Annotated in this window: 24 protein-coding genes; 9 read left to right on the forward strand and 15 right to left on the reverse strand. The window is 72.5% G+C overall.

Translation table 11 applies throughout. The annotated features are described in order from the left end of the window. Positions 1–37 precede the first annotated feature (37 nt). The 14 genes from ACFCZ1_RS14505 to ACFCZ1_RS14570 form a co-directional block, all read right to left on the reverse strand. Positions 38–1,246 (reverse strand): hypothetical protein, encoded by a 1,209-nt coding sequence (locus ACFCZ1_RS14505; RefSeq protein ID WP_376678692.1) that lies wholly within the window; start codon positions 1,244–1,246, stop codon positions 38–40. A 34-nt stretch (positions 1,247–1,280) separates the two neighbouring features. Further along, positions 1,281–2,540, reverse strand: coding sequence for an MFS transporter (locus tag ACFCZ1_RS14510; RefSeq protein ID WP_376678693.1), 1,260 nt, complete (start codon positions 2,538–2,540; stop codon positions 1,281–1,283). A gap of 81 nt (positions 2,541–2,621) precedes the next feature. Beyond that, the gene (locus tag ACFCZ1_RS14515) at positions 2,622–3,917 is read right to left on the reverse strand and encodes an MFS transporter (RefSeq protein WP_327738921.1); all 1,296 of its coding nucleotides are present in this window, start codon (positions 3,915–3,917) and stop codon (positions 2,622–2,624) included. 97 nt (positions 3,918–4,014) lie between these two features. Beyond that, positions 4,015–4,872: a helix-turn-helix domain-containing protein gene (locus tag ACFCZ1_RS14520; RefSeq protein WP_327738920.1), complete on the reverse strand. Its 858-nt coding sequence runs from the start codon at positions 4,870–4,872 to the stop codon at positions 4,015–4,017. Between the two features lie 48 nt (positions 4,873–4,920). Next, complete coding sequence (locus ACFCZ1_RS14525) at positions 4,921–5,346, reverse strand: hypothetical protein (RefSeq protein ID WP_327386839.1); 426 nt, start codon at positions 5,344–5,346, stop codon at positions 4,921–4,923. Further along, the gene (locus ACFCZ1_RS14530; protein ID WP_327738919.1) at positions 5,347–5,790 is read right to left on the reverse strand and encodes a hypothetical protein; all 444 of its coding nucleotides are present in this window, start codon (positions 5,788–5,790) and stop codon (positions 5,347–5,349) included. Further along, positions 5,787–6,230, reverse strand: a complete 444-nt coding sequence (locus ACFCZ1_RS14535; protein WP_327738918.1) for a hypothetical protein — start codon at positions 6,228–6,230, stop codon at positions 5,787–5,789. Before ACFCZ1_RS14535 ends, ACFCZ1_RS14530 begins: the two co-directional genes overlap by 4 nt. A 38-nt stretch (positions 6,231–6,268) precedes the next feature. Then, a complete protein-coding gene (locus ACFCZ1_RS14540; protein ID WP_327738917.1) occupies positions 6,269–6,574 on the reverse strand; it encodes an SH3 domain-containing protein in 306 nt (101 codons plus the stop codon). A 161-nt stretch (positions 6,575–6,735) separates the two neighbouring features. Next, positions 6,736–7,443: a hypothetical protein gene (locus ACFCZ1_RS14545; RefSeq protein WP_327738916.1), complete on the reverse strand. Its 708-nt coding sequence runs from the start codon at positions 7,441–7,443 to the stop codon at positions 6,736–6,738. 55 nt (positions 7,444–7,498) lie between these two features. After that, entirely contained in the window at positions 7,499–8,173 is a 675-nt protein-coding gene (locus ACFCZ1_RS14550) for a hypothetical protein (RefSeq protein WP_327738915.1), read from the reverse strand. Further along, entirely contained in the window at positions 8,170–8,808 is a 639-nt protein-coding gene (locus tag ACFCZ1_RS14555) for a DUF3631 domain-containing protein (protein ID WP_376678694.1), read from the reverse strand. The genes ACFCZ1_RS14550 and ACFCZ1_RS14555 overlap by 4 nt, the downstream gene beginning before the upstream one ends. Next, positions 8,805–9,305 carry a hypothetical protein gene (locus ACFCZ1_RS14560; protein ID WP_327738913.1) on the reverse strand — a complete coding sequence of 167 codons (501 nt, stop codon included), beginning with the start codon at positions 9,303–9,305 and terminating at the stop codon, positions 8,805–8,807. Before ACFCZ1_RS14560 ends, ACFCZ1_RS14555 begins: the two co-directional genes overlap by 4 nt. After that, positions 9,302–9,967, reverse strand: a complete 666-nt coding sequence (locus ACFCZ1_RS14565; RefSeq protein ID WP_327738912.1) for a DUF4913 domain-containing protein — start codon at positions 9,965–9,967, stop codon at positions 9,302–9,304. The genes ACFCZ1_RS14560 and ACFCZ1_RS14565 overlap by 4 nt, the downstream gene beginning before the upstream one ends. Positions 9,968–10,099: 132 nt before the next feature. Beyond that, positions 10,100–10,855 carry a DNA-methyltransferase gene (locus tag ACFCZ1_RS14570; protein ID WP_376678695.1) on the reverse strand — a complete coding sequence of 252 codons (756 nt, stop codon included), beginning with the start codon at positions 10,853–10,855 and terminating at the stop codon, positions 10,100–10,102. Between the two features lie 838 nt (positions 10,856–11,693). Here ACFCZ1_RS14570 and ACFCZ1_RS14575 point away from each other — a divergent pair. The 8 genes from ACFCZ1_RS14575 to ACFCZ1_RS14610 all read left to right on the forward strand — a co-directional run bounded on the left by ACFCZ1_RS14575 (position 11,694) and on the right by ACFCZ1_RS14610 (position 19,383). Continuing rightward, positions 11,694–12,806, forward strand: coding sequence for a C40 family peptidase (locus ACFCZ1_RS14575; RefSeq protein WP_376678696.1), 1,113 nt, complete (start codon positions 11,694–11,696; stop codon positions 12,804–12,806). 168 nt (positions 12,807–12,974) lie between these two features. Beyond that, complete coding sequence (locus ACFCZ1_RS14580; protein ID WP_376053761.1) at positions 12,975–13,277, forward strand: DUF6112 family protein; 303 nt, start codon at positions 12,975–12,977, stop codon at positions 13,275–13,277. After that, the gene (locus tag ACFCZ1_RS14585) at positions 13,277–13,957 is read left to right on the forward strand and encodes a hypothetical protein (protein ID WP_327738908.1); all 681 of its coding nucleotides are present in this window, start codon (positions 13,277–13,279) and stop codon (positions 13,955–13,957) included. The genes ACFCZ1_RS14580 and ACFCZ1_RS14585 overlap by 1 nt, the downstream gene beginning before the upstream one ends. A gap of 30 nt (positions 13,958–13,987) precedes the next feature. After that, entirely contained in the window at positions 13,988–15,295 is a 1,308-nt protein-coding gene (locus tag ACFCZ1_RS14590) for an ATP-binding protein (protein ID WP_376678697.1), read from the forward strand. 77 nt (positions 15,296–15,372) lie between these two features. Beyond that, positions 15,373–16,833 (forward strand): SCO6880 family protein, encoded by a 1,461-nt coding sequence (locus tag ACFCZ1_RS14595; RefSeq protein WP_314245674.1) that lies wholly within the window; start codon positions 15,373–15,375, stop codon positions 16,831–16,833. A gap of 44 nt (positions 16,834–16,877) precedes the next feature. Continuing rightward, positions 16,878–17,339, forward strand: a complete 462-nt coding sequence (locus ACFCZ1_RS14600; RefSeq protein WP_327738905.1) for a DUF6238 family protein — start codon at positions 16,878–16,880, stop codon at positions 17,337–17,339. Positions 17,340–17,369: 30 nt separating this feature from the next. Further along, complete coding sequence (locus ACFCZ1_RS14605; RefSeq protein WP_376678698.1) at positions 17,370–18,860, forward strand: ATP-binding protein; 1,491 nt, start codon at positions 17,370–17,372, stop codon at positions 18,858–18,860. Between the two features lie 31 nt (positions 18,861–18,891). Beyond that, positions 18,892–19,383: a hypothetical protein gene (locus ACFCZ1_RS14610; protein ID WP_314245668.1), complete on the forward strand. Its 492-nt coding sequence runs from the start codon at positions 18,892–18,894 to the stop codon at positions 19,381–19,383. A 211-nt stretch (positions 19,384–19,594) separates the two neighbouring features. Here the strand turns inward: ACFCZ1_RS14610 and ACFCZ1_RS14615 are convergent, their stop codons facing one another. Further along, positions 19,595–19,867 carry a hypothetical protein gene (locus ACFCZ1_RS14615; protein ID WP_327738903.1) on the reverse strand — a complete coding sequence of 91 codons (273 nt, stop codon included), beginning with the start codon at positions 19,865–19,867 and terminating at the stop codon, positions 19,595–19,597. Positions 19,868–19,885: 18 nt separating this feature from the next. Here ACFCZ1_RS14615 and ACFCZ1_RS14620 point away from each other — a divergent pair, with 18 nt between their 5' ends. Beyond that, positions 19,886–20,275, forward strand: coding sequence for a hypothetical protein (locus tag ACFCZ1_RS14620; RefSeq protein ID WP_327738902.1), 390 nt, complete (start codon positions 19,886–19,888; stop codon positions 20,273–20,275). Positions 20,276–20,286: the final 11 nt, after the last annotated feature.

Consider the following 20,286-nt stretch of genomic DNA (forward strand, 5'->3'; position numbering starts at 1 on the left):
TACGGGCAAGGGCGTCTCCTGGCGGAAGGGGTGGCGGTCAGCGTGCGGCGAGGACAGCGGTGGCGGCGAGTACCGGGCGAGAAGCGATCGCGGAGGGCAGGACGACGTCCGGCCTGCGGATGGCGGCCAGGTCGGCGAGGACCTCGCGCTTGGCCTGGGCGCGCAGGGCCGGGGTGAAGACGTCCTCCTCGAGCCTGCCGTCCGCGGTGGCATACGGGCGGAGCCGGGCCAGGATGCGGGCGGCGGCGGCCGGGTGCTCGGCGACGAGGCGGTCGAGGGCCGCGTCCAGGGCCTGGAATCGCAGGTCGTGGTCGGGAGCGGCGCGGCGCCGGTCGGTGACCGTCCCCGCGTACTGGTGGATCAGGCGGGTGTGTTCGGCCCGTCGCTGCCAGATGGCGACCAGGAACCGGCGCGCGTTGAGGATCTTGAAGGCGTCCTGTTCGGGCAGGTGGGAGAAGTCGCCGGGCAGGGCGCCCAGGGCGGAGGGGGAGGAGGCGCGGGCCAACGGCACGGTCAGGGTGGCGAGTTCGTCCAGTGCCGTGTTCCAGCGCCGCTGCAGCAGCGGGTGGCGCAGCGCGGGGTCACGGTCGTTCTGGTCGCGGGCGTCGTCGGCGACGGCGCTGCGGAACGCCACAACTCCCCTGGCCAGCAGCTGCTCGACGCCCGGCGTGCTGGGGGCGGTGAGGTGGCCGTCGGCCCAGCCTTCCTCGATGGTGTCGAAGATGTCCTTGGCGTGCGGGCGTGCGGGCAGGCTGGCAGCGGCCTGGGCCTGGGCGAGGAGCTGGGTGAAGCGGGCGGGGTAGGCGTTGGCGAGCCAGCCGCGGGCGGTGGTGACCGTGTCGGTGGGCGTGGTCCCCGCGGCAGCGTCGCGCGTACGGTTCTCGGCTCGGCGCAGCGCGGCGGCTTCCCGGTGGACCTGGTGGAGGGCGGTGCGTACCTGCCGCAGCTGGCGGGAGGTACGGGCGGCGCGCGGGTCTCGGCGGTAGGTCATTCGCTCGACGGCGACCTGCAGGTCGCCCTCGGCGAAGGTGAGCGCATCGCGCAGGTCGTGGAGGCGGCCGGAAGCGTGGAGGAGGTCGTGCTGGGCGGGGCGCAGGTAGCTGGCGGCGTCGGCTATCGCGGCCGTCACCAGGTGATCGAAGCGGTCCTGCAGGTAGTCGGAGAACGCCGTGTCGTCGAGGTCGGCGACTTCGCGCAGGCGGAGGCGTCGGTGCTGCGGCTGGGGAGCGTCGGAGGTCGCGGGCATGGTGGTCCTTTTCGAGGGTTGGTGGTTGGGGCGTTCAGGCGGGGAGCGGGCGGCGGGTGGCCGGATGGGTGCGGAGTTTCGCGAAGGACACGGCAAGTCCTGCTGCCTGCAGGACGGCGCAGGCGGTGATGGCGTGGCCGAGGAGGTCGGGCGGGGTGAGCGCGACCAGGGCTCCGGCGAGGGGGAACGGCGCGAGCAGCAGCAGGATGATCAAGCTGAGGGTGCTGGCGAACACTTCGGCGGGTACGAGGTGGGCGCGCAGGGTGCGCAGCACCACGGTCATGCCCGCCTCACCTGCCATCAGCAGCGCCACCAGGACCAGGAAGGTGGTGTAGGTGTCGGCGGCTGCCAGAGCCAGGCAGGCCAGGGAGGCGAGGGCTGCTGCGGTGGCGCCGACCGGCCACAGGCCGGCCCGGTCGATCGCGAACCGGGCGAGGGCGACCATGGCCAGTGAGGCGACGGCGGCGGCCGACCAGACGAGGCCGACCTGGCTGCTGGTACCGCCGAGCTGCTGGATGACCAGCACGGGACCGGCGGCCTGCACGAGGCCGATCGCGGTGTTCGACAGCAACAGTCCGACGCACAGCCAGCCCAGCGCGGGCAGCGAGCGCAGGGTCCGCCAGCCGATCCGGAGTCCCTGGGCGACGGGGACCGGGGCGTCCTGGGGCCAGGCGGGGCGCTGGCGGGGGGCCAGGGCCGCGCCGAGCAGGGAGCAGGCGGCGATGGTCAGGAGCATGCCGGTGGCCCCGGTGTACTGCAGCAGGACACCGGCCAGGGCCGGGCCGGCCAGTGTGGCGCCCTGGTCGATGCCGAGCAGGACGGCCTGGACGCGGTGGGCGTGGCCTCCGGCGTCCCGGCTGGCGGCGCCGCCCGCGGTCTCGGCCGCGATGTAGGAGAACTCCGTGAGGACGCCGGTCAACGCGGCGAGCAGCATGACCGTGGCGATGGCGGCGGTGCCGCCGACGGTGGGGAGCACGAGGGCGGCGGCCAGGACGACGAGCGCGCGCAGGACCGAGGCGATGCGCAGGACCCGGGTGCTGCCGAAGCGGTCCACGGCGGCGCCGGCGAGGGCGAACGCGCCGAGGCGGGGTACCCATTCGAGCATGAAGGCGATGCCGGTCAGGGTGGCCGAGTCGGTGACGGCCAGGACCAGCAGCGGGATGCCGTACGTGCTCATGGCGAAGGCGCCGGCATCGGCGGTGCGCGGGACATAGACACCGCGGACGGGTCCGAATGCGGGGACGCGGACGTGTCGGCCGGTGGGTGGCCGCAGGGCGGCGTGCTTCGGAGGCATCGTGTTTCCGGGGAGGTGGGACGGATACGTTCGGGGGCGGATCGTCGGGGTGGTGTCTGTCGGTCCGGGCGGCAACGGCCGTTAGTGGCCGGGTCCGTGAGCAGGCGCCGGGTATGGGTCGTGCGGGAGTGGGGTGTGCTGCCGGGAGCGGCGCGGGCGCCGGTGGCGGCCCAGGCGGCGGCCGGGGCCGAGCTTGGGCCGGGCGACGATCAGCACGGTCAGCGCGGTGGCGGCGCCCGCCGCAGGCAGGGCGGCGAGGATCTGCGGGCTGTGCGAGAGGGCTCCGGCGAGCGCGGTGCCGGCGGCCTGTCCCGTGCCGACCGACAGGATCAGCCAGGCGTACGCCTCGGTGGTGCGGGAGGCGGGGGCCAGGGCGTCCACCGTGTGGAACCCGTTGGTGATGATCAAGGTGAGGAACAGACCCGGTATCCCGGCCAGGGCGACGGCCGCTCGGGGGCCGAGGTCGGCCAGCAGGGGCAGCCAGCCGAGAAGGAACAGGGTGCTGGTGGTGATCAGTTGGGTGGTCGTGGTGCCGGGCCACGTCCTGCGGGCGTAGATGAGGCCGCCCAGGAAGCTGCCAGTGGAGAACGCGGCCGGCAGTACCCCCGAGAGCGTGGTCACGTGGTGCGTGGCGGCCATGTCCGCGGCCCAGACGTTCATAGCTCCGAGCGCGAACCCGGTCCCCGCCAGTGCGGTGAACAGCAGGACCAGTCCCATGCTCATCAGCCGTCCGGTGCCCGAAGGCTCATCTGCGGCAGGGCGCCAGTAGCGAGAGGGGCTGGCGCTCAGGACGATGGCCGATCCCGCGAGGCCGAGGGCCGCGGTGGCCCGCAGGGCGGTGTCGGGGTTGTGCGCGGTCGCCAGCCACGACGCGAGCAGGGGGCCCACGATGTAGAGGAGCCCTTGGGAGCCGGTGTCGAGGGCCTGCACGACGCGGCGGCGCCCGGCATCGGGCAGGACCGTCGGCCACAACGCACGAAGGCCGGCCTCCAGCGGTGGGGTGATCAGCCCCGCGAACCCCACGACCGCGGTCACGGCCGCCGGCTCCCCATCTGCCCCGATCCACGGGAGCGCCACCAGGCAGGAGGAGTTGAGTAAGACGGCCGGAACGGAGACTCGGGTCTGCCCGTAGCGGTCCATCAGGCGGCCCTTGACCGGCTGCGAGAGCCCCGAGGCCAGCCCGTAGAGCGCGGCAAGGAGCCCGGCGAAGGCCAGCGACCCACCGCCAGCACTGATCCACAAGACCAACGAGACGGGGACCATGCCGTTGGGCAGGCGCCCGATCAGGGTGCCGCCCAGCAGGCGGGCCACGTACCGGCTGCCCAGTACGGCCCCGTACGTGGCCGATGGAGCGGTTGCGGTCGAGCGAGCGGTCAACGGGCGGGGCTTTCCGTCAGGGCTCAGCGCCAGGGCGCCGGGAGCGAAGGGGATACCGGCGGCGGGCGGCCGGAAGGTGGCAGAGAGCGGCGGGGGTTCATCGGCTCGGGCCGGTGGTGGCTGCGGAGAACAGCTCGCCGGGCCGCCAGGCGGTGACCGGGGCGGGGGCCGGAGGCTGGCTCACGGCAACGGCCTGGCTGGCCTTTCGGGCCTGGTGGGCTGCCCATTGCCCGGAGCGGGCGGCGGCCGGGATGCGCGGCGTGCCCCACACGGGGTGGCTCTCGGCGTCCGGCAGCGGGCGGGCGGTGGCCCACGCAGACAGGGCCCGGTAGATCGGGGCGAGGGCCTGGCCCGGGGCGGTCAGCTGCAGGGAGGCGACGTCATCGCGGGAGACGGAGACGATGCCGTCGTCGATGAGCCGGCGGATCGGCGAGTAGATCGCGCTGGGGCTGTGGTCGGTCATCGCCTCGGCGGAGAGCGCGGCCATGGTCGTGGTCCCGCGGGCCTTGAGTGTCCACAGCAGCACGGTGGCGTGTCGGTGGCCGATCACGGCGAGGGTGTCCTCGGCGTTCTGTGCGGCCGGGATCCGCTCCGGTTCGCTCTTCCCGGTCACGCGGTTGAGGACGAGGTTCTTCTCCAGGTGCGCGTCGCCCCAGCCGGCCAGGGCGGTCAGGGACGGCATCAGGTCCCGGCCGCGGGCGGTCAGGCCGTAGGTGACGTGCAGGCGGGTCTGGGCGGTGCGTTCGACGAGTCCGGCCTTGGACAGCGCCCGCAGACGGGGGTGGAGCTGGCCGTCACCGAGCCATGGCAGGTGCTCCTTGAGCTTGGTGTAGCGCAGCGGGCCGGGCTGGGAGGCCAGTGTCATCAGCACCCACACGCTCCAGCGCGGCGCGATCATCTCCAGCGCCTCGGCAACGCGGGGCAGGTCGGTCGAAGGCAGGCGGGCAGCAGCCATGGCGGGAACTCCAGACGGGCGGGATGGTGGAGAAGAAGGAAGTGGGGGTCAGCGCGAGCGGGCGGGCTCGGTGGTCGCGGCGCGAGGCGGGGCCGGGGAGACGGCCAGGGCCTGGGGCACAGCGGATGCCGCGGGTGCGATGTCGGGGACGCGGGCCAGGCTGTTCAGCACGTCGCCGAGGACCTGGGCGTGGGAGTCGCGGACGGTGACGGCGTGGGCCAGGCGGCGGGTGGCGTCGGCGATGTGGCCGACGTCCACGGATTCGATCGCGCGGTCGGGGTGAGTCAGCCGGTGGAGCTGCTCGGCGTGGAAGGTGACGGCGCGGTCGGCGTACTGCAGGGCGTCGAAGCTGTTGAGCAGGGCGTACCGCATGCTGCCCGGCACGGGGTCCGCGGCGAGTTCGGCAACCGGGCGGCCGTAGAGGGCTTCGATCCGCTCGCCCGCAGCCTGGGAGGCAGCGTACGGACCGGGCACTCAGCCTCTCCGAACTGCCACTCCGCCTCCGGCCCCTGCGGGGGCCGGCGGGAGATTGCTTCTCGCGACCGTCGGCCGGACGGCAGCCGGGGCGGCGAGCGGGCGGACCGCTGGTGGTGGCATCGCGGCGAGCAGCTTGTCCAGGGCGGTCCGGTAGCCGCTGCGTGCTGCCAGCGCCGCCTCCAGCCACTCAGCGTCGAACCGCAGCGCATCGGAGCTCAGGGAGTCCAGCTCTGCGTCGGGGGCCATCGCCACGTGAACGCGGTCACGGACCCGTACGACCTGCGCCTCGGCCAGAGCGAGGAAGACCCGCAGCTCCAGGGCCCGTACCAGGGCGGGCGAGGCTCCGGGACGGACCGCCCGCTCGTGGAGCGCGTCCAGCGGCACGCCGAACACGCCCTCCAGGCGCGCATCCTGGCTGCTGGGCCGGCGCCCGTCGCTCATCGGACACCGCCCCGGATCCGCGCGGGCTGTGCCGGAACGGGGGTGGGCAGCGTGGTCGTGACCCGGGGCCCGAAGCGCTGCTGGATGCGGGCCGTCACGGCAGGGGCCTGCAGGAGGAACCGGAGCGTGATGGCCCGGCCGTCGCGGGCGGCAACAGCGTGGTTCACCTTGTGGGCCAGCTCCATCACCGGGTCGTCCAGCTGATCCCCCACCGCGGTATCCAGCGCCGCGACCAAGGTGTCCTCGGCCGTCTCCAGCACCTGCTGGGCCTGGGAGAGCAGCCCGTACCAGTGGACCGCCTGGGTAGCGCCGGGATGGGCCTGGGGTGCGGCGTGGACGGCCTGGGTCAGCTCGCTCATCGCGAGGCCGAACTGGGCCTCGATCCGGGCGGCGAACAGGCCGAGCACGTCGCCCTCGAAGACGTCGGGGATGTCGGACACGAAAGGGGGCTCCTGGGAGAAGAAGACGTGCGGGCGGGTCAGTGCGGGCGAAGGCCGTCATCCGGGCGGAGGTCACCGTCGTCGACCCAGCCGGTGACGCCCGAGGCGGTGGTGACGTGCCGCCAGGTGCCGTCGGCCACCGACGCTGTGAACGGCTCCCCGCGCCGCAGCACACCCACGGCCGTGGAGTCGCCGTCGGCGCGGGCATGGACGGCGAGAGCGAGCACCTGCCCGGCCGGCCGAGCCGTACGGGGCGCGACGGGGCGGAGTGCCGCGGTGGAGGTGGCCTGGGATGGGGGGCTGAGCAGGACGGTGGCGGTGATGGACGCGGGTGTGTAGCACACAGCGGATGGCTCCAGACCAGGCAGAACAACAGGAAGTGACCGCCCTCAGCGGGGCGGTGGTGTTGCAAAGGGTCCGGAGAATCCCCGGTTTCCGAAACCGGGACTTCGCCGCTATATTGCGCGCCGCCGATCGGCCGGAACGGGGCCGGGCGGGATCGTGTTCAGCGGCCGTGTGGCCGTCGAGATGCCTGCAGCACGGGTGTCGCCGGGGCGGTGCGGACCGGGCTGCGGCGTGCGGTCGGAGCCGGCGGCGGCAGCTCCGGAGCCTCCTCGTCCGACCACGCCTCCCACCAATCGACCGCGGCGCCGTACGTCTCGAACCCGCCTTCCCTCAGGGTGTGGGTGTTGGAGTCCCAGTCGAACCGCTCCCGCAGGATCCGGAACTCCGGCACCGCCTGGGGGTCAAGGGAGCGCAGCATCACCACCGTCTCCACGGGTTCGCGCATGTCGGCGGTGTAGCTGGCCAGCAAGGCGAAATGGTCGCCGTCGCCGCGGACACGTGCCTCCAGGGCCCGGGTGACGTCGTCGGCGGGGTCGTGCACACCTTCCTGCGGGCTGAGCGCGTCGGAGGGGCAGCCGCGGGCGATCAGGTACGACTGGGCCATCGCGTACAGCGGGAGTTCCTTGGAGTCGATCTCGAAGGTGCGGGCGCTCAGGTCGCGGGAGACGTGCACTGCCCTGAGCTGCGGGCTTCCCGGAATACCCCAGGTGGCTCCCTCGTCGAGGAGCACGAAGTAGCTGTCGGTGTCGGTGCGGTGTTCGCCGAGCACCTTCAAGGACGAGATGTCGAGATGGTCGTGGTGCTGCTCGTGCTCCTCGTCAGCAGGCTCGAAGCCGTCGAGTTCGTAGTCAGGTTCGTGGAGGGACACGTGGGGCGGACTGCTTTCTGCAGGCGGGAGAGGACGAACCGCGGACACTGCGCGGTCAGTGGTGTCGGGCTGGTGTCGGCCAGGCTCCGGCCGGGCGGGCGGGCGCGGGGGTGGCCATGGCCGGTGGGCGGCGGGTGCCGAGCAGCGCGGTCCGGCCGGTGTCGGTCAGGGTGACCGGCTGGCCGACGGTCAGGGCCCGGGAGGTGTCCCGGGTGACCAGCCCGTGGGCTTCCAGGCGCTGGAACGCGGGAAGTTCGATGAGACGGCCCTGGACGGTGCGGACCGAGACCCGGTGGGTGAGGAGGTGTTCGCGCATCGTGCCGCCGCCGGCGAGCGAGAGGAGCGCGGCGAAGTCGCGGGGTGTCAGCTCTTCGTCAGCGGGGGCGGCGGGCGGGGCGGCGGCCTTGACCTCCTCCAAGGCGGCGGCCACACCCTCCTGCAGCCGGTCGCGGTCGGCCGTGGCCTGAGCCAGGTCGTGAACGGTCCGGCGCAGGCGGTCCAGGAACGGGGCATCCACGGGGTAGCTGCCGGAAGACAGGCGCATCAACGCGTTGCGGTGGTAGGCGATCGAGCCCTCGGCCGTCGCCAGGTCCCGGTGCGCTGCAGCGAGTGCGGCTCGCTGGGGCGGGAGCAGCCCGCTCAGGTGGTCGTGGTGCAGGACGGCCAGGTCGCCGACGACGCGCTCGATGGCGGCGTCCAGGGCGGTTGCCGGGGATTCGCGGGCGGTCACGACGGCCGGCAGTCGCAGTCGGCCGGGATGGCGGCCAGGAGAGCCGAGCGGCGGTAGGACTTGCGGCGACGGCCGTCGCCGTGGGTGACGTCGCGGCTGGCCACCTCGTAGGGGCGAAGCAGGGCGGCCAGGCGGGTCTGGGTGAGGTCGGCGTAGGTCCAGCAGCCCTCGGCGAAGCCCGGCAGGGTGCGCAGCTCCGCGACGAGGGCGGCGGAGGACAGCGCGTCCGGGCTGCCGTAGCGGGCGAAGGCGTCCAGGCAGGCGGCCAGGATGCACGGGGCGGCGAAGGCGGAGACCGTGTTCTCGGCGGGGTGGCCAAGGGTGGTCGGCAGCTGCTCGGAGTCGGTGCACGGCGGGCAGCAGCTGTCGGCGCTCAGGAGGTGCGAGACCTGCTGGCCCGCCTTGGCGTGCTCGACGAGCAGATTGCTCAGGTCGTCGAGTTCCTGATCCTGGGCGGCGGCGGTGGTGGGCTGCGGCCGGCCGGCCCAGACGCTCAGTTCCGCCTCCACCTCCAGCTGACGCTCGCGTGCATCCAGCAGGGCCTGATGGCGCGGGTGCGGAGCCGGGCGGGGCTCGAGGAGGGTCGCCATCAGGGCCTGGAGCAGGGAGGAAGACTGGGCGGTGAGGTTGGTCATCGCGAAGGACCCTTCGGGGAAGTCGTGGTGATGCGGGCGGGCACGGGAAGTCCGGGGACCGGGAAGGCCGGGGCCGGAGGCGCCGGCATAGCGGCAGGACGCGGGCGGACCTGCGGCGAGAGGGAGCGAGCCGCGTACGCGCGGGGCCCGGCCGCGGGGCAGGGGCGGCCGACGCGGGCCCGGACGGTGTCGTAGATGTCGTGCTTGGCGCGGGGGCGTACGGCGACGACGTGGATGTCGGTGGGGTGGCTGGACCCGGGCGGGGCTGGGCGGTGGGCGTAGACGATGCGCCACTCGACGCGGGAGCCGAGGTAGAGCTTGCGGTACCCGGACAGCTCCCCGGTCAGCTTGCCGCCCCTGACCTCGGCACGGACCACGTCCTGGATGAGGGCGAGTCCCAGGTCCCGCATGTCGCCCGGGGCGGCCAACAGGTCGTTCAGCGCCTCGGGGTGGAAGGACAGCCCGAACGCCGCAGGAGGCTGCGGTGGGTGTGTCACGTGGCGGCCCCGACCGGCGAAGGTCCGGCGTCGGCCTGCTGTGCTTTGGCATCGCGGGCGGCGGACTTCGCGGACGGGCCCGGGCCGCGCAGCAGGCGGTGCTCGGAACGCTCCGGGTCGGTCTGGCAGGCGCTGAGAGGTCCACCGGGGGCGCGGACGTAGGCCAGGCAGTGGGTGAGGTAGTCCCGGTGCCACACGGCCATGCCGCTGAGGCCGGCCTCGGGGTCCTTGTGCTGCTGGTAGGCCAGCCACAGCGCGTGCAGCCACGCAACCACGTCGAGGTGCTCCTGCCACTGGTCGCACCACGGTGCGGCGGTGGTGATCTCGGCGCCGTAAACGTCCATGAGGTGGTCGTCCACCCAGTCGGTGAGCGCGGCCAGTTCGTCCTCGAACTCCTCGCCCTCCAGCTCCAGGATGGGCTTGGGCTCCGGCGGCGGGGCCGGGGCGGCGTACGAGGGCATGCCCGGGATTCCCGCGAAGGGCATGCTCGCGGCCATCGGGTCGGCCGGCGGGGCGGAGGCCAGCGTGTCGATCAGGCGGGCCTGTTCGGCCGACTGGTCCAGGAGCTTGCGTACGGATGCCTCGATCGATTCGAGGTCGACTTCCGGCAGACGGACCGGCTCTATTTCCCCGCCATGGCGGGGGTCAGCAGATTCGGACACGAAAAGGGTTCTCCTTGCAGCCGGGGCCGTGGAATCAGTGGCTCCGATGGTCCGGAGAATCCCCGGTTTCGGAAACCGGGGATCTGCCGCTATATTCCGCCCCGCCGCAATCCGGACGGTGATGCGGTCCGGTCAGGAGGTCAGGTCGAAATCGGCCTGGGAATGCACCTGCTGGAGGGTCTCGGTGAGCCGGTCGGATGCGACGGCCGCGTACTGGCTGGTCTTCTCGATGCCGATGAAGCTCCGTCCCTCCAGGAGAGCTGCGACCCCGGTGCTGCCCGATCCGGCGCAGAAGTCAAGCACGGTGCCGCCGGGCGGGGCGATCTTCACCAGCTGCCGCATCACCTCGACAGGCTTTTGGGTGATATGCCGACGCGCCTTGCCCGAGGGCTGCGAGGCACTGAACATCCCCGGCAGGTAGACCGGGTTCGCGGCAGCGTCGATCTTGCCCTTCGCGCCCCAGACGATGAACTCGCAGTCCTGGCGGAACTTGCCCTTCTGCGGCCTGGCCTGCGGCTTGTGCCAGGCCATCACGCCCAGCCACAGCCACCCGGCGGCCTGAAGCGCGTCCGTGGTCGCCGGCAGCTGGCGCCAGTCGGTGAACAGCAGCGCCGTCCCGCCGGTCTTCGTCGCCCGGTGGGCCTCGGTCATGATCTGCGTCAGCCAGAGCGTGTACGAGCGCTGGTCCATGTTCTCGCCGGTGAAGTCCGGCAGGGCGTGCTGGGCGTCCGCGGAGACGTACTTCTGGCGTGCGGAGCGGCTGGTGCGTTCCTTCGCCGTCCGGCCACCGCTGTTGTACGGCGGGTCGGTGATCACCGAGTCGGCGCAGCCGTCGGGCAGTGTTCCGAGCACGGTCAGCGCGTCGCCCTGGTGGAGGGAAAACGACAAAAGGGGACCCCAATTCGATGAGGGATGCGGGTGGAATGGCTCCGGACCGCGCAGAGGCGCACGGCCGTAGAAGCCGGTGGCGCGCGGGGAGGCCCAAACTGTAGGTCACGATCCCCGGTTGGGAAGCATCGCGGGCCCAGAAGCTAGGAATCTCGCGGATTTCGGCGGCGATTTCGGTGACCGGGGATTCGGGCTTACTGTCGTGTCACTGCCCGGCGGACACCGCCGATGGCGTACCCCTTCCCCCCTTTTCCCTTTCCCGCAGGAGGCCCCTGTGTTCCGTCCGTGACCCCGCACGCGGCCATCGCCGCCGCCCCGTCGCTCCCCGCCCGGCGCAGACCCTGACACGGAGGCCGCTCATGTACCGCCCCTGCTGACCCGCCTCGTATCCCCCGCAACTCCAAAGGACCTGGAGGTCCCCCTGATGTTCCGCCCGTAACCCCCACTGCCCTGGTGCGCGAGGCAACGCCCACCCGGCAATCCCAGATCCCCATGGCCTTCCCGGCCCGGCACCCGCTCCAGGAGTTCGCTGACGTTCCGCCCGTAAGACGCCCCCGCATCCCCCTTCTTCACCGGCCCGCCGCTGCGCGCCGATCCCTGCATTCCCCTGGAGGCACGCCCATGTTCCGCCCGTAACTCCCCTCGTCCCGCCGGGTGAGTGAGGCAACACGCACCCGGGGCCGGGACCCTCTCCCCCGCCTCCACCGCTCCGGCCGCACGGCCCTTCCCCTTTTCACACCGTGCGGCCGGGGCCCACCCCCGAGGACCTCGCCGTGACCCGCTCCTCCCCATCCCCACGTGACATCCCCGCGGCCCGCCGACCGGAGGCCGCCCGGGAGTGAAAGGCATCGCCGCCGCGATCGGCGCGCTCTGCCTCTCCCCCTTCCTGCTGGCCGGCACCGCTGTCTTCGCCGCAGCCGCGAGCGACTCCTCAGGCCAGGGCACCTCCTGCGTCACCAAGTCGGTCGACACCGACGCCGTACGACGCCAAGTCGACGCCGTTCTCGGCGGATCCGGCGCCCAGAAGGTCCACGTCGACGGCCTCGACCTGCCCGACGAGCAGATACCGCACGCCCGCACCATCGTCGCCACCGGCATCACGCTCGAAGTACCCGAACGCGGCCAGGTCGTCGCACTGGCCACCGCCATCCAGGAGAGCCGGCTGCGCAACCTCGGCTACGGCGACCGCGACTCGCTGGGCCTGTTCCAGCAGCGACCCAGCCAAGGGTGGGGCACTGCCGCCCAGGTCCGCGACCCCGTCCACGCCAGCACGAAGTTTTACCAGAGCCTGCTGAAGGTCCCCGGCTGGCAGCAGATGACGATCACCCAGGCCGCGCAGGCCGTCCAGCTGAGCGGCTTCCCCGACGCGTACGCCCAGTGGGAGCCTCTCGCCCGCGCGCTGCAGCAGGCCATCGCCCCGACGCTGAAGGGTGCCCGGCCGCCCGCCGACGGCCAGAGCCCGGGCCTCCCGGCCACAGACCCGTGCGTCCCGGGCGAAGACGGCAGCGGCTCCGGGCCGATCCCCGAAGGGGCCGTCCCCAAGGGGTACTCGATTCCCGCCGACGCCGATCCCCGTGCCAAGACGGCCATCACGTGGGCCATGAACCAGCTCGGCACCCTCTACCAGTGGGGCGGCTCCTGTCTCGCGCCCCACGGCCCGGACCCCATGAGCCGGTGCGACTGCAGCTCGCTGACCCAGCAGGCGTACAAGAAGGCCGGGATCACCCTGACCCGGACCACGTACACCCAGGTCAAGGAAGGCAACGCCGTCCCGCTGAACCAACTTCGCCCCGGCGACCTGGTGTTCAGCCGCGGCACCCCCGCCGTCCCTGAGCACGTCGGTATCTACGCCGGCCACGGCTACGTCATCGAGGCCCCGCGCACCACAAAGCCGGTCCGCTTCAGCACCCTCGCGGATTACGCCGCACACAGCGCGCGCCGTCTCCCGTGACACCGGTCCGCCCGGCCGGCTCTTGAGGCACCGGGCGGACCGGACCACCTTCGCGCCGCAGAGCGCCCCCTTCCCCTCCCTCTTTCTTCCTGTTCCCCGGCAGGGCCCGTCGTGTCCTGCGCATGCAAGGAGCGCACCCCCATCTCCCCCGCGAACCTCACCCCACCCCTGTCCGAACGCCTGACCCTGCTTGCCTACGATCCGGGGGTCTCGCCCAAGGGCGGCGGCCTGCCCGGCCTCGAAGTCCTGCGCACCGTCGTCAACTCGATCAACCTCTTCGGCATCGTCGCGGTGGTCGGCGCGCTCGCCGTCAGCCTCGGCGTGTGGGCCTGGGGCCACCACTCCGGCGGCCACCAGGCCGAAGCCAACGGCAAGAAAGGCGCGGTCGTCAGCGCCGGCGCCGCCCTCGGCCTGGGCGCGGCCAACGGCATCGTCGCGTTCTTCAGCGCCCTCGGCCAGCAGGTCCACTGATGAGGAAACGTTCCCTCGACGCTCTCGGTCTCGGCTGGCAGCCACCCCGGCGCGTCATGATCGCCGCCGGCGCCCTGGCCGCGCTGCTCGTCCTGGCCGGCGCCGCGGCCTGGTGGACCGGCCACGGCCAGAGCGACAGCGCTTCCGCAACGCACACCAGCTCCTCCGCACCACCGAAGAGCACCTCGGCCCCCGCGCCGAAGCCGCCCCCGGGCGGGTCCAAGGTCGCCGGTCCGCCGCCGATCGCCGACCCACTGGCCTTCGCCCGGGCGAGCGCGGTGATGCTGTGGACCTTCAACGCCCGCACCACCAGCCGTGACGACCAACTCGCAGGCATGCACACCTGGATGACCGGCGAAACCGCATACGCGGACTGGGACTCCGTCCAAGCCCAGATCCCGGACCCGCTCCTGTGGTCCCGGCTGAAGGACAACGCCCAGCACGCCAGCGCCACCACCTCCGAGGCGCACTTCCCCTCGGCGTTCAAGCAGGCCCTGGCCGAGAACCCGCAGGCGATCAACGAGGCCTACATCTACGCCGTCACCGTCCGCGGCAAGACGCAACTCGCCTGGAACGGCGGAGGAAGCGGCGCCGATGACCGCCAGATCACCCTCGCCGTCCAGTGCCGCCCCGGCAAGGACTGCCGCCTGGCCGCCGTAGCCCCGCGCGTCTCCCCGTAGCCCTTCCCCCCTCCCCGAAAGGACGCCCGCGTGGGCTTCTGTGACCTGCCCGTCGCCGGCAAAATCTGCACGGTCGGCGACGTGATCGACTTCGCCTCCGACCCCGTCGGCGCCATCGGGGACTGGATGGCCAAGTCGGCCGGCGACCTCGCCGCCGCCGCGGCCGACCTCGCCGCGAAGGCCATCAACCGGACCACCGACATCGACCTCGGCGCCGGCTGGTTCCGCGACAACTACGAGACGATCCTGCCCATCGGCCTGCTCCTGCTGGTCGCCACCTTCTGCGCCCAGCTCGTACGCGCCGCCATCAAACGCGACGGCCAGGCCCTGACCCAGGCCGTCACCGGCACAGCCTCCGGCGTGCTATTCGCGTTCTGCGCCATCGCCTTCACCACAGTGGCCCTCGAAGTCGTCGACGCGCTGTCCGACGGGCTGTTCAAGGCGTCGGGAACAGACATGTCCACGGCTGTGCGGCGCCTGGTGAAGATCTCGCAGATCGGAGCCATCGCGGGCATGGGCTGGCTCGTCGCCGTCGTCGCCGCCTGCGCGAGCGCGATCGGGATGTTCCTCTTCTGGGGCGTGATGATGGTCCGCAAGGTCGGCATCCTGATCTTGGTGACCCTCGCGGTCTTCGCGGGCGCCGGCGGCGGCTGGGAGGTCGCCCGCCGCTGGCGACGCGGCTGGATCGAAGCCACCGCAACCCTCGTGGTGTCGAAGCTGTTGATGACGATCATCTTCGTGCTCGGCATCGCGGCCATGAGCAAGACCGAAGCCAAGGACGGCGTCGGCGCCCTCGCCGACATGGCCGCAGGCATGGTCATCATGCTCCTGGTGCTGCTCTGCCCGTACATGGTGTTCAAGTTCGTCCACTGGGCGAGCGAAGGCACAGACGGTGAGCAGATTCACCGAGCCGGCGGTGCAGGTGCCCAGATGGCCCGCCAGCACGCCGAGAACGCCGGACGCAAGGTCGCTTCCGCAGCAGCCACTGCGGGCACCGGCGGCGCGGCAGCCGGTGCCGGGGTCGCGGGCGGCACCCAGGCCGCAGGCGGCGGAGGCTTCCCCGGCGACATCGCCGCCAATCCCACCGGCGGAATAAGCATGGACAAGGACGACTCCGGCGGCGGCTTCCGTGACCTCATGGAGCAGTCCGGCACCCCGCAGACCCAGAACAGCACAGGGCAGGGCGGCGGTCAGGACAGCGGTCCGCCGAGCTGGGGCGGCGCCGGTGGCCAGCAGGGCGAGTGGAGCAGCAGTGCTCCCTCCGATCCGATGCCTCCGGCCCACGGAGCCCCCTCCGCCGGTGACAGCTCCCAGTCCACCTCGCCGACCGGCCTGTAACCCCATCAGCCCCGCCCGGGGCAGGGCCCGCCCTCCCATCAGCCCTGCCCCGGCCTGACCCGACCCGGACCCGAACCTTGTCTTCCGAAGTTCTCCCTCTCACCGTCAAGTTCCCCCACCGGTCCCGGCGCGGCATCCTGCTGGGCCTCAGCCTCCCGCAGCTCGCTCTCGTCTCCTCGGCCCTCGCGCTCCTCCTGGTCACCGTGGTGACCTCGGGCCTGATGGGCGCCGTCGTCCTGGCCCCCCTGTGGATCACCACCGCCGTCCTGGTCGGAGTACGACGCGAGGGCCGGTCCTTGATCGACTGGGCGCCGCTCGTCGCCCGCTACGCCCAGCGCCGCCGGAGTGGGCAGACGGTGTGGCGGGCCCGGCCGGTCTCCCGGCCGCGGATCGAAGGGCTGCTCCACCTGCCCGGAACGACCGCCTCGCTGCGGGTGGCCACCTCCGCGTCAGGCGCCGCCGCCGTCCACGACCCCCACCGGCAGACCCTGACCGCCGTCGCCAAGGTCAGCTCCCGCGCCTTCGCCCTGCTCGATCCCGCCACCCAGAACGCCAACGTCGCCGCGTGGGGCCGGGCGCTCGCGGGCATCGCCCGGACCGGGCACGTCGCCACCGTCCAGGTGCTGGAGCGCACCGTCCCGGACTCCGGCGACAGCCTCGCCCGGCACTGGGCCGAGCACGGCAACCCCCAGGCACCCGTCGCCGGACAGATCTACTCCGCGCTCGTCGAATCCGCCGGCCCGGCTGCCGCCCCGCACGAGGCCTACCTCGCCATCGCCCTGGACCTCAAAGCCGCCAAACGCCTGGTCAGCCAGGCCGGCGGCGGACTCGACGGTGCCTTCACCGTCATGGCGCAGACCACCGCGTCCGTCGCCCAAGCCGCCCGTGGCGCCGGTCTCACCGTCACCGGCTGGCTGGGGCCGCGGGAGATCGCAGCCGTGCTGCGGACCGCCTACGACCCCGCCTCCACCGCGCGCCTCCAGCAGTGGTCCTCCACCGGCCGCGCCGAAGCCGACCCGGCCGCCGCCGGCCCCGTCGCCCAGGTCGAGGAGACCGACCGGGTGATCACCGACTCCGCCCGGCACACCACCTACTGGATCGAGAACTGGCCGCGGGTCGAGAGTCACGCCGGATTCCTGCACAACATCATGTTCAGCACCGGTGTACGGCGCACCTTCTCCCTCATCTACGCCCCCCAGGGAATCGACTCCGCCCTGCGCGATGTCCAGCGCCGCAAGGCCGCGATCATCGCGGACGCCTCCGAACGCCGCCGCCGCGGCCAGGTGGAATCCGAAGCGGACAACGTCGAGTACGCGGACGTCAAGACCCGCGAGAAGCAGCTGATCTCCGGGCACGCGGACGTCGCCCTGACCGGGCTGCTCACCGTCTCCGCCGACACCGACGCCCACTTGGACGCCGCCTGCGCGCAGATCGAAACGGCTGCCGCCGGCGCCCAGGTCGACCTGCGGCGCCTGATCTACCAGCAGACGGACGCCTTCACCGCCGGCGCTCTCCCGCTGGCCCGCAACACCCTCTAACCCGCCCGCCCGCCATCTTGGCGTCCATCCCCCGCGAGAAGCCCTTGTCACCTGACGACCGCAGCGACGCCCTCCCCACGAGCGACGCCCACCCGTATCTGCGGGCGGCAACCGCCGGCCTGCGCCACCACACGCGCACCCTCACCGCACAGACCACCGTCGGCGAGAGCGCCCGGCCCGCCGACCGGCCTCACCTCGACAGTCTGCACGCCCACCTCACCGCCCTGCACCGGCTGCTGGACCAGATCGCTGAACGCACCCGGCCCGAGCGCCCCGCCTCCGGACGGCACCTGGCCACCGCCCACGCACGCCTCTGGCAGGCAGCCGACGCCGTCCACGCAGCCTTCCACCTGGTGCCCGCCGCGGCCCCCGGCGGCAGCGACTGCCACCCCGAGCGGCTCCCGGAAGGCCCGCCCGTGCTGACCATCTGCCAGCGTCACTTGGCCGCCTCCCACGCCATTCGGCGCAAGACCACGGCCGCCGACCTCGCCATACCGGCGTCCTGAACACCCCGTCCCGGAAACGAGCGAGCACCGTTGTCCCACCGCCGCGCCAGCGCCACTCCCCTGTTCACCCCGCACACCCTCGACCGCGCCCAGCGTCGGGCGCTTCGCAAGCAGACGGCCCGAGCCGAAGCCCGCGCAAGCACCGCCGCCGGCGCAGACGCGGAGCAGCAGCCCACCGAGGCGGCCTACCCCGATGCCGTCTACCCGCTCGCCGGGCGCCCCGGCCGCGCGTCCGCCCGCGGCAGCCGCCTCAAACTCCCCGCCCACCGGATGACCACCGCCGTTGCCTCGGCCGCGTACCCGTTCCTCGCCGAAGGCGGGCTCGGCGCCGACGGCATCTATATCGGCCGCGCCCTGCATGCGGAGGGCAGCTTCACCTTCGACCCGTTCTCCCTGTACGGAAAAGTGGAGGGGTTCACCAACCCCAACCTGCTGCTCGCGGGGGTGATCGGGCAGGGCAAGAGCGCCCTGGCCAAGAGCCTGGCCCTGCGGTCCGTCGCCTTCGGCTACCGGGTGTACGTCCCATGCGATCCCAAGGGCGAATGGAGCGCGGTGGCCGCCGCCTTGGGCGGAACGTCCATCGCGCTGGGGCCCGGGCTACCCGGGAGGTTGAATCCTTTGGACGCGGCTCCTAGGCCGGCGTCCGTGCCGGAGGCGGAGTGGGAGGGCGAGGTCCGCAAGCGCCGTCTGCTGCTGCTCGGCTCCCTGGCCCGCACCGTGCTGGGCCGGGACCTTCTGCCCATGGAGCACACCGTGCTCGACGTGGCGCTCGACGCCGCCTCCGCCCGGGCAGCGGCCAGTGGCCGGCCCCCGCTGCTCGGCGACATCGCCCACGCCCTGGCCGACGGGCCCGGCCTCGACCTTGCCGGCGGGCTGCTGGCCGGACGGCTCGGGGAGGCCGCCCGCGATCTCGCCCACGCCATGCGCCGCTTGGTCTTCGGAGACCTGGCCGGGATGTTCGACGCGCCCTCCACCAGCGCCTTCAACCCGTACAGCCCGATGCTGTCCATCGACCTCTCCCGCCTCGGCGGCAGCGACGACACCGCACTGGTCCTGGCCATGACGTGCGCCTCGGCATGGATGGAAGCCGCGCTCACCGACCCGTACGGCGGCCGGCGGTGGGTGATCTACGACGAGGCGTGGAGACTGATGAGGCATCCGGCCCTCCTGATGCGCATGCAGGCCCAGTGGAAGCTCTCCCGCGGCCTGGGCATCGCCAACGCCATGGTCATCCACCGGCTGTCCGACCTGCTGACCGCGGGCGACGCCGGCAGCCAAAGCCGCGCGCTGGCCGAGGGGTTGCTCGCCGACTGCAGCACCCGCGTGATCTACCGCCAGGAGACCGACCAACTGCACGCCGCCGCTGGACTCCTCGGGCTGACCAGCGTCGAAACCGCGGCGCTATCCCACCTCAGCCGTGGCCGAGGCCTATGGAAGGTCGCCGGTCGGAGCTTCGTGGTCCAGCACCAGCTGCACCCCGCCGAGCTGCAGCTCTTCGACACAGACGCCCGTATGCATTGACCGAAGAAACGTTCAACCAACCCGGGAACCCATGCCCACAGCACGCGCCGACCTGTCCCTGTTCGCCTCCGCGCTCGCCGCCCGTCTCCCCGGACAGTGGACAAGCGAATACCAGCAGCATCCCACCTACCCAGACCAGTTCGCCACCATCGAACGTCTCTGGGACCGCGGCCACGTCGAGTACATCGTCAGCCAGTACGTCCTGGGCCACGAGGCCGTACTCCACGGCCCGGACGGCCAGCACCTCTACGTCACCGACCGGCCGCTGCGGCCTGGCCAGTTCGTCGTCGCCCCGCTCGGCCCCGACATCGAGCCGCACCACTTCGTGGGCGTCGAGGAACCCAACGGGATCGCGGTCCCCAACGATCCCGTCCGGGCCGCCGCCCACATCGCGCGGCGGCTGCTGCCCCGCTACGAAGCCGCCCGCGACGCGGTGCGCCGCAGCCGCGTCGACCAGCCCGAGCCCCCGCACCGCAAGGCCCCGCCACAGGTCGACCGAACCCTCACCCTGACCTGGTACTAGGACGGAGCGCTCGGAGCGCCGTACAAGGACGTCCCGGAGGAAGCCAGGGAAACCCTGTACGTCCACGGATCCCAGTACCTGCCCCACCAGGCCGCGTTCCTCCTCCCCGCCTCCTACGGCGAGGCCGACCGCGCCGTACGCATCCAGGCCGTCGCCCTCCGGCTCGTCGCGCACGGGATCGGCGTGAACCTGCGCCACGCCACGCCCACCGTCACGCTCCCGCCTCGCCCACCGGCCGTGGCCCGGCCGGTACCCGCACTGCCCGCAGCGCCTGCCGCCCACGCCCGCTGACCACCTGCACGAAGGAACCGCCATCAGCACCCGCAGCTTCATCGCCCGCCCCACCGGTACCGGCTACGAAGGCATCTACTGCCATTACGACGGCTACCCCGACCACCAGCTCCCCCTCCTGCTCGGCGCCGCCCGCTACCGCTTCGGCGGCGACCTCGACGCCCTGCGCCGGCACCTCATCGATGGACCCCACGACTGGAAGCAGCTCGGCATGGACCTCCTGGACAGGGCCCCCGACAACGTCCTGGAGCGGCTCGACCCCCACGGCGACCTCGGCCCCAGTGCGCCCTTCGACAACGTGTTCAACGTAGACGGCACCCCCGCGGAGCCGATCCCGGTCACCGACACCAACGCTGATGCCATGGGCCTGGAATGGGGCTACGTCCTGCACGACCACGGCATCGAGGTCATCGCCCTGACCTGGTACGACGCCGGACCCATCGTGCCCTGGGACACCGACCCCCTCTCCCGGATCTCCGGCACCCCCTCGCTGTGGGACTCGAACCGGCCCGCGCCCATCCAGGCCCCCGCCACCCCACTGAAGATCACCAAGCCGCTCGCCCCAGCACCCGCACCCGCCCGACCGCGGATCACCCGCTGAACGCCCCGTCC

This window comes from Streptomyces sp. NPDC056224, assembly GCF_042267665.1.
Taxonomy (GTDB): Bacteria; Actinomycetota; Actinomycetes; order Streptomycetales; family Streptomycetaceae; genus Streptomyces.

Coding starts and splice junctions, on each gene's coding strand:
- ACFCZ1_RS14505 (WP_376678692.1), bottom strand. CDS start 1,246: ATGCCCGCGACCTCCGACGCTCCCCAGCCGCAGCACCGACGCCTCCGC.
- ACFCZ1_RS14510 (WP_376678693.1), bottom strand. CDS start 2,540: ATGCCTCCGAAGCACGCCGCCCTGCGGCCACCCACCGGCCGACACGTC.
- ACFCZ1_RS14520 (WP_327738920.1), bottom strand. CDS start 4,872: ATGGCTGCTGCCCGCCTGCCTTCGACCGACCTGCCCCGCGTTGCCGAG.
- ACFCZ1_RS14530 (WP_327738919.1), bottom strand. CDS start 5,790: ATGAGCGACGGGCGCCGGCCCAGCAGCCAGGATGCGCGCCTGGAGGGC.
- ACFCZ1_RS14555 (WP_376678694.1), bottom strand. CDS start 8,808: ATGACCAACCTCACCGCCCAGTCTTCCTCCCTGCTCCAGGCCCTGATG.
- ACFCZ1_RS14585 (WP_327738908.1), top strand. CDS start 13,277: ATGAGGAAACGTTCCCTCGACGCTCTCGGTCTCGGCTGGCAGCCACCC.
- ACFCZ1_RS14610 (WP_314245668.1), top strand. CDS start 18,892: ATGCCCACAGCACGCGCCGACCTGTCCCTGTTCGCCTCCGCGCTCGCC.
- ACFCZ1_RS14620 (WP_327738902.1), top strand. CDS start 19,886: ATGGACCTCCTGGACAGGGCCCCCGACAACGTCCTGGAGCGGCTCGAC.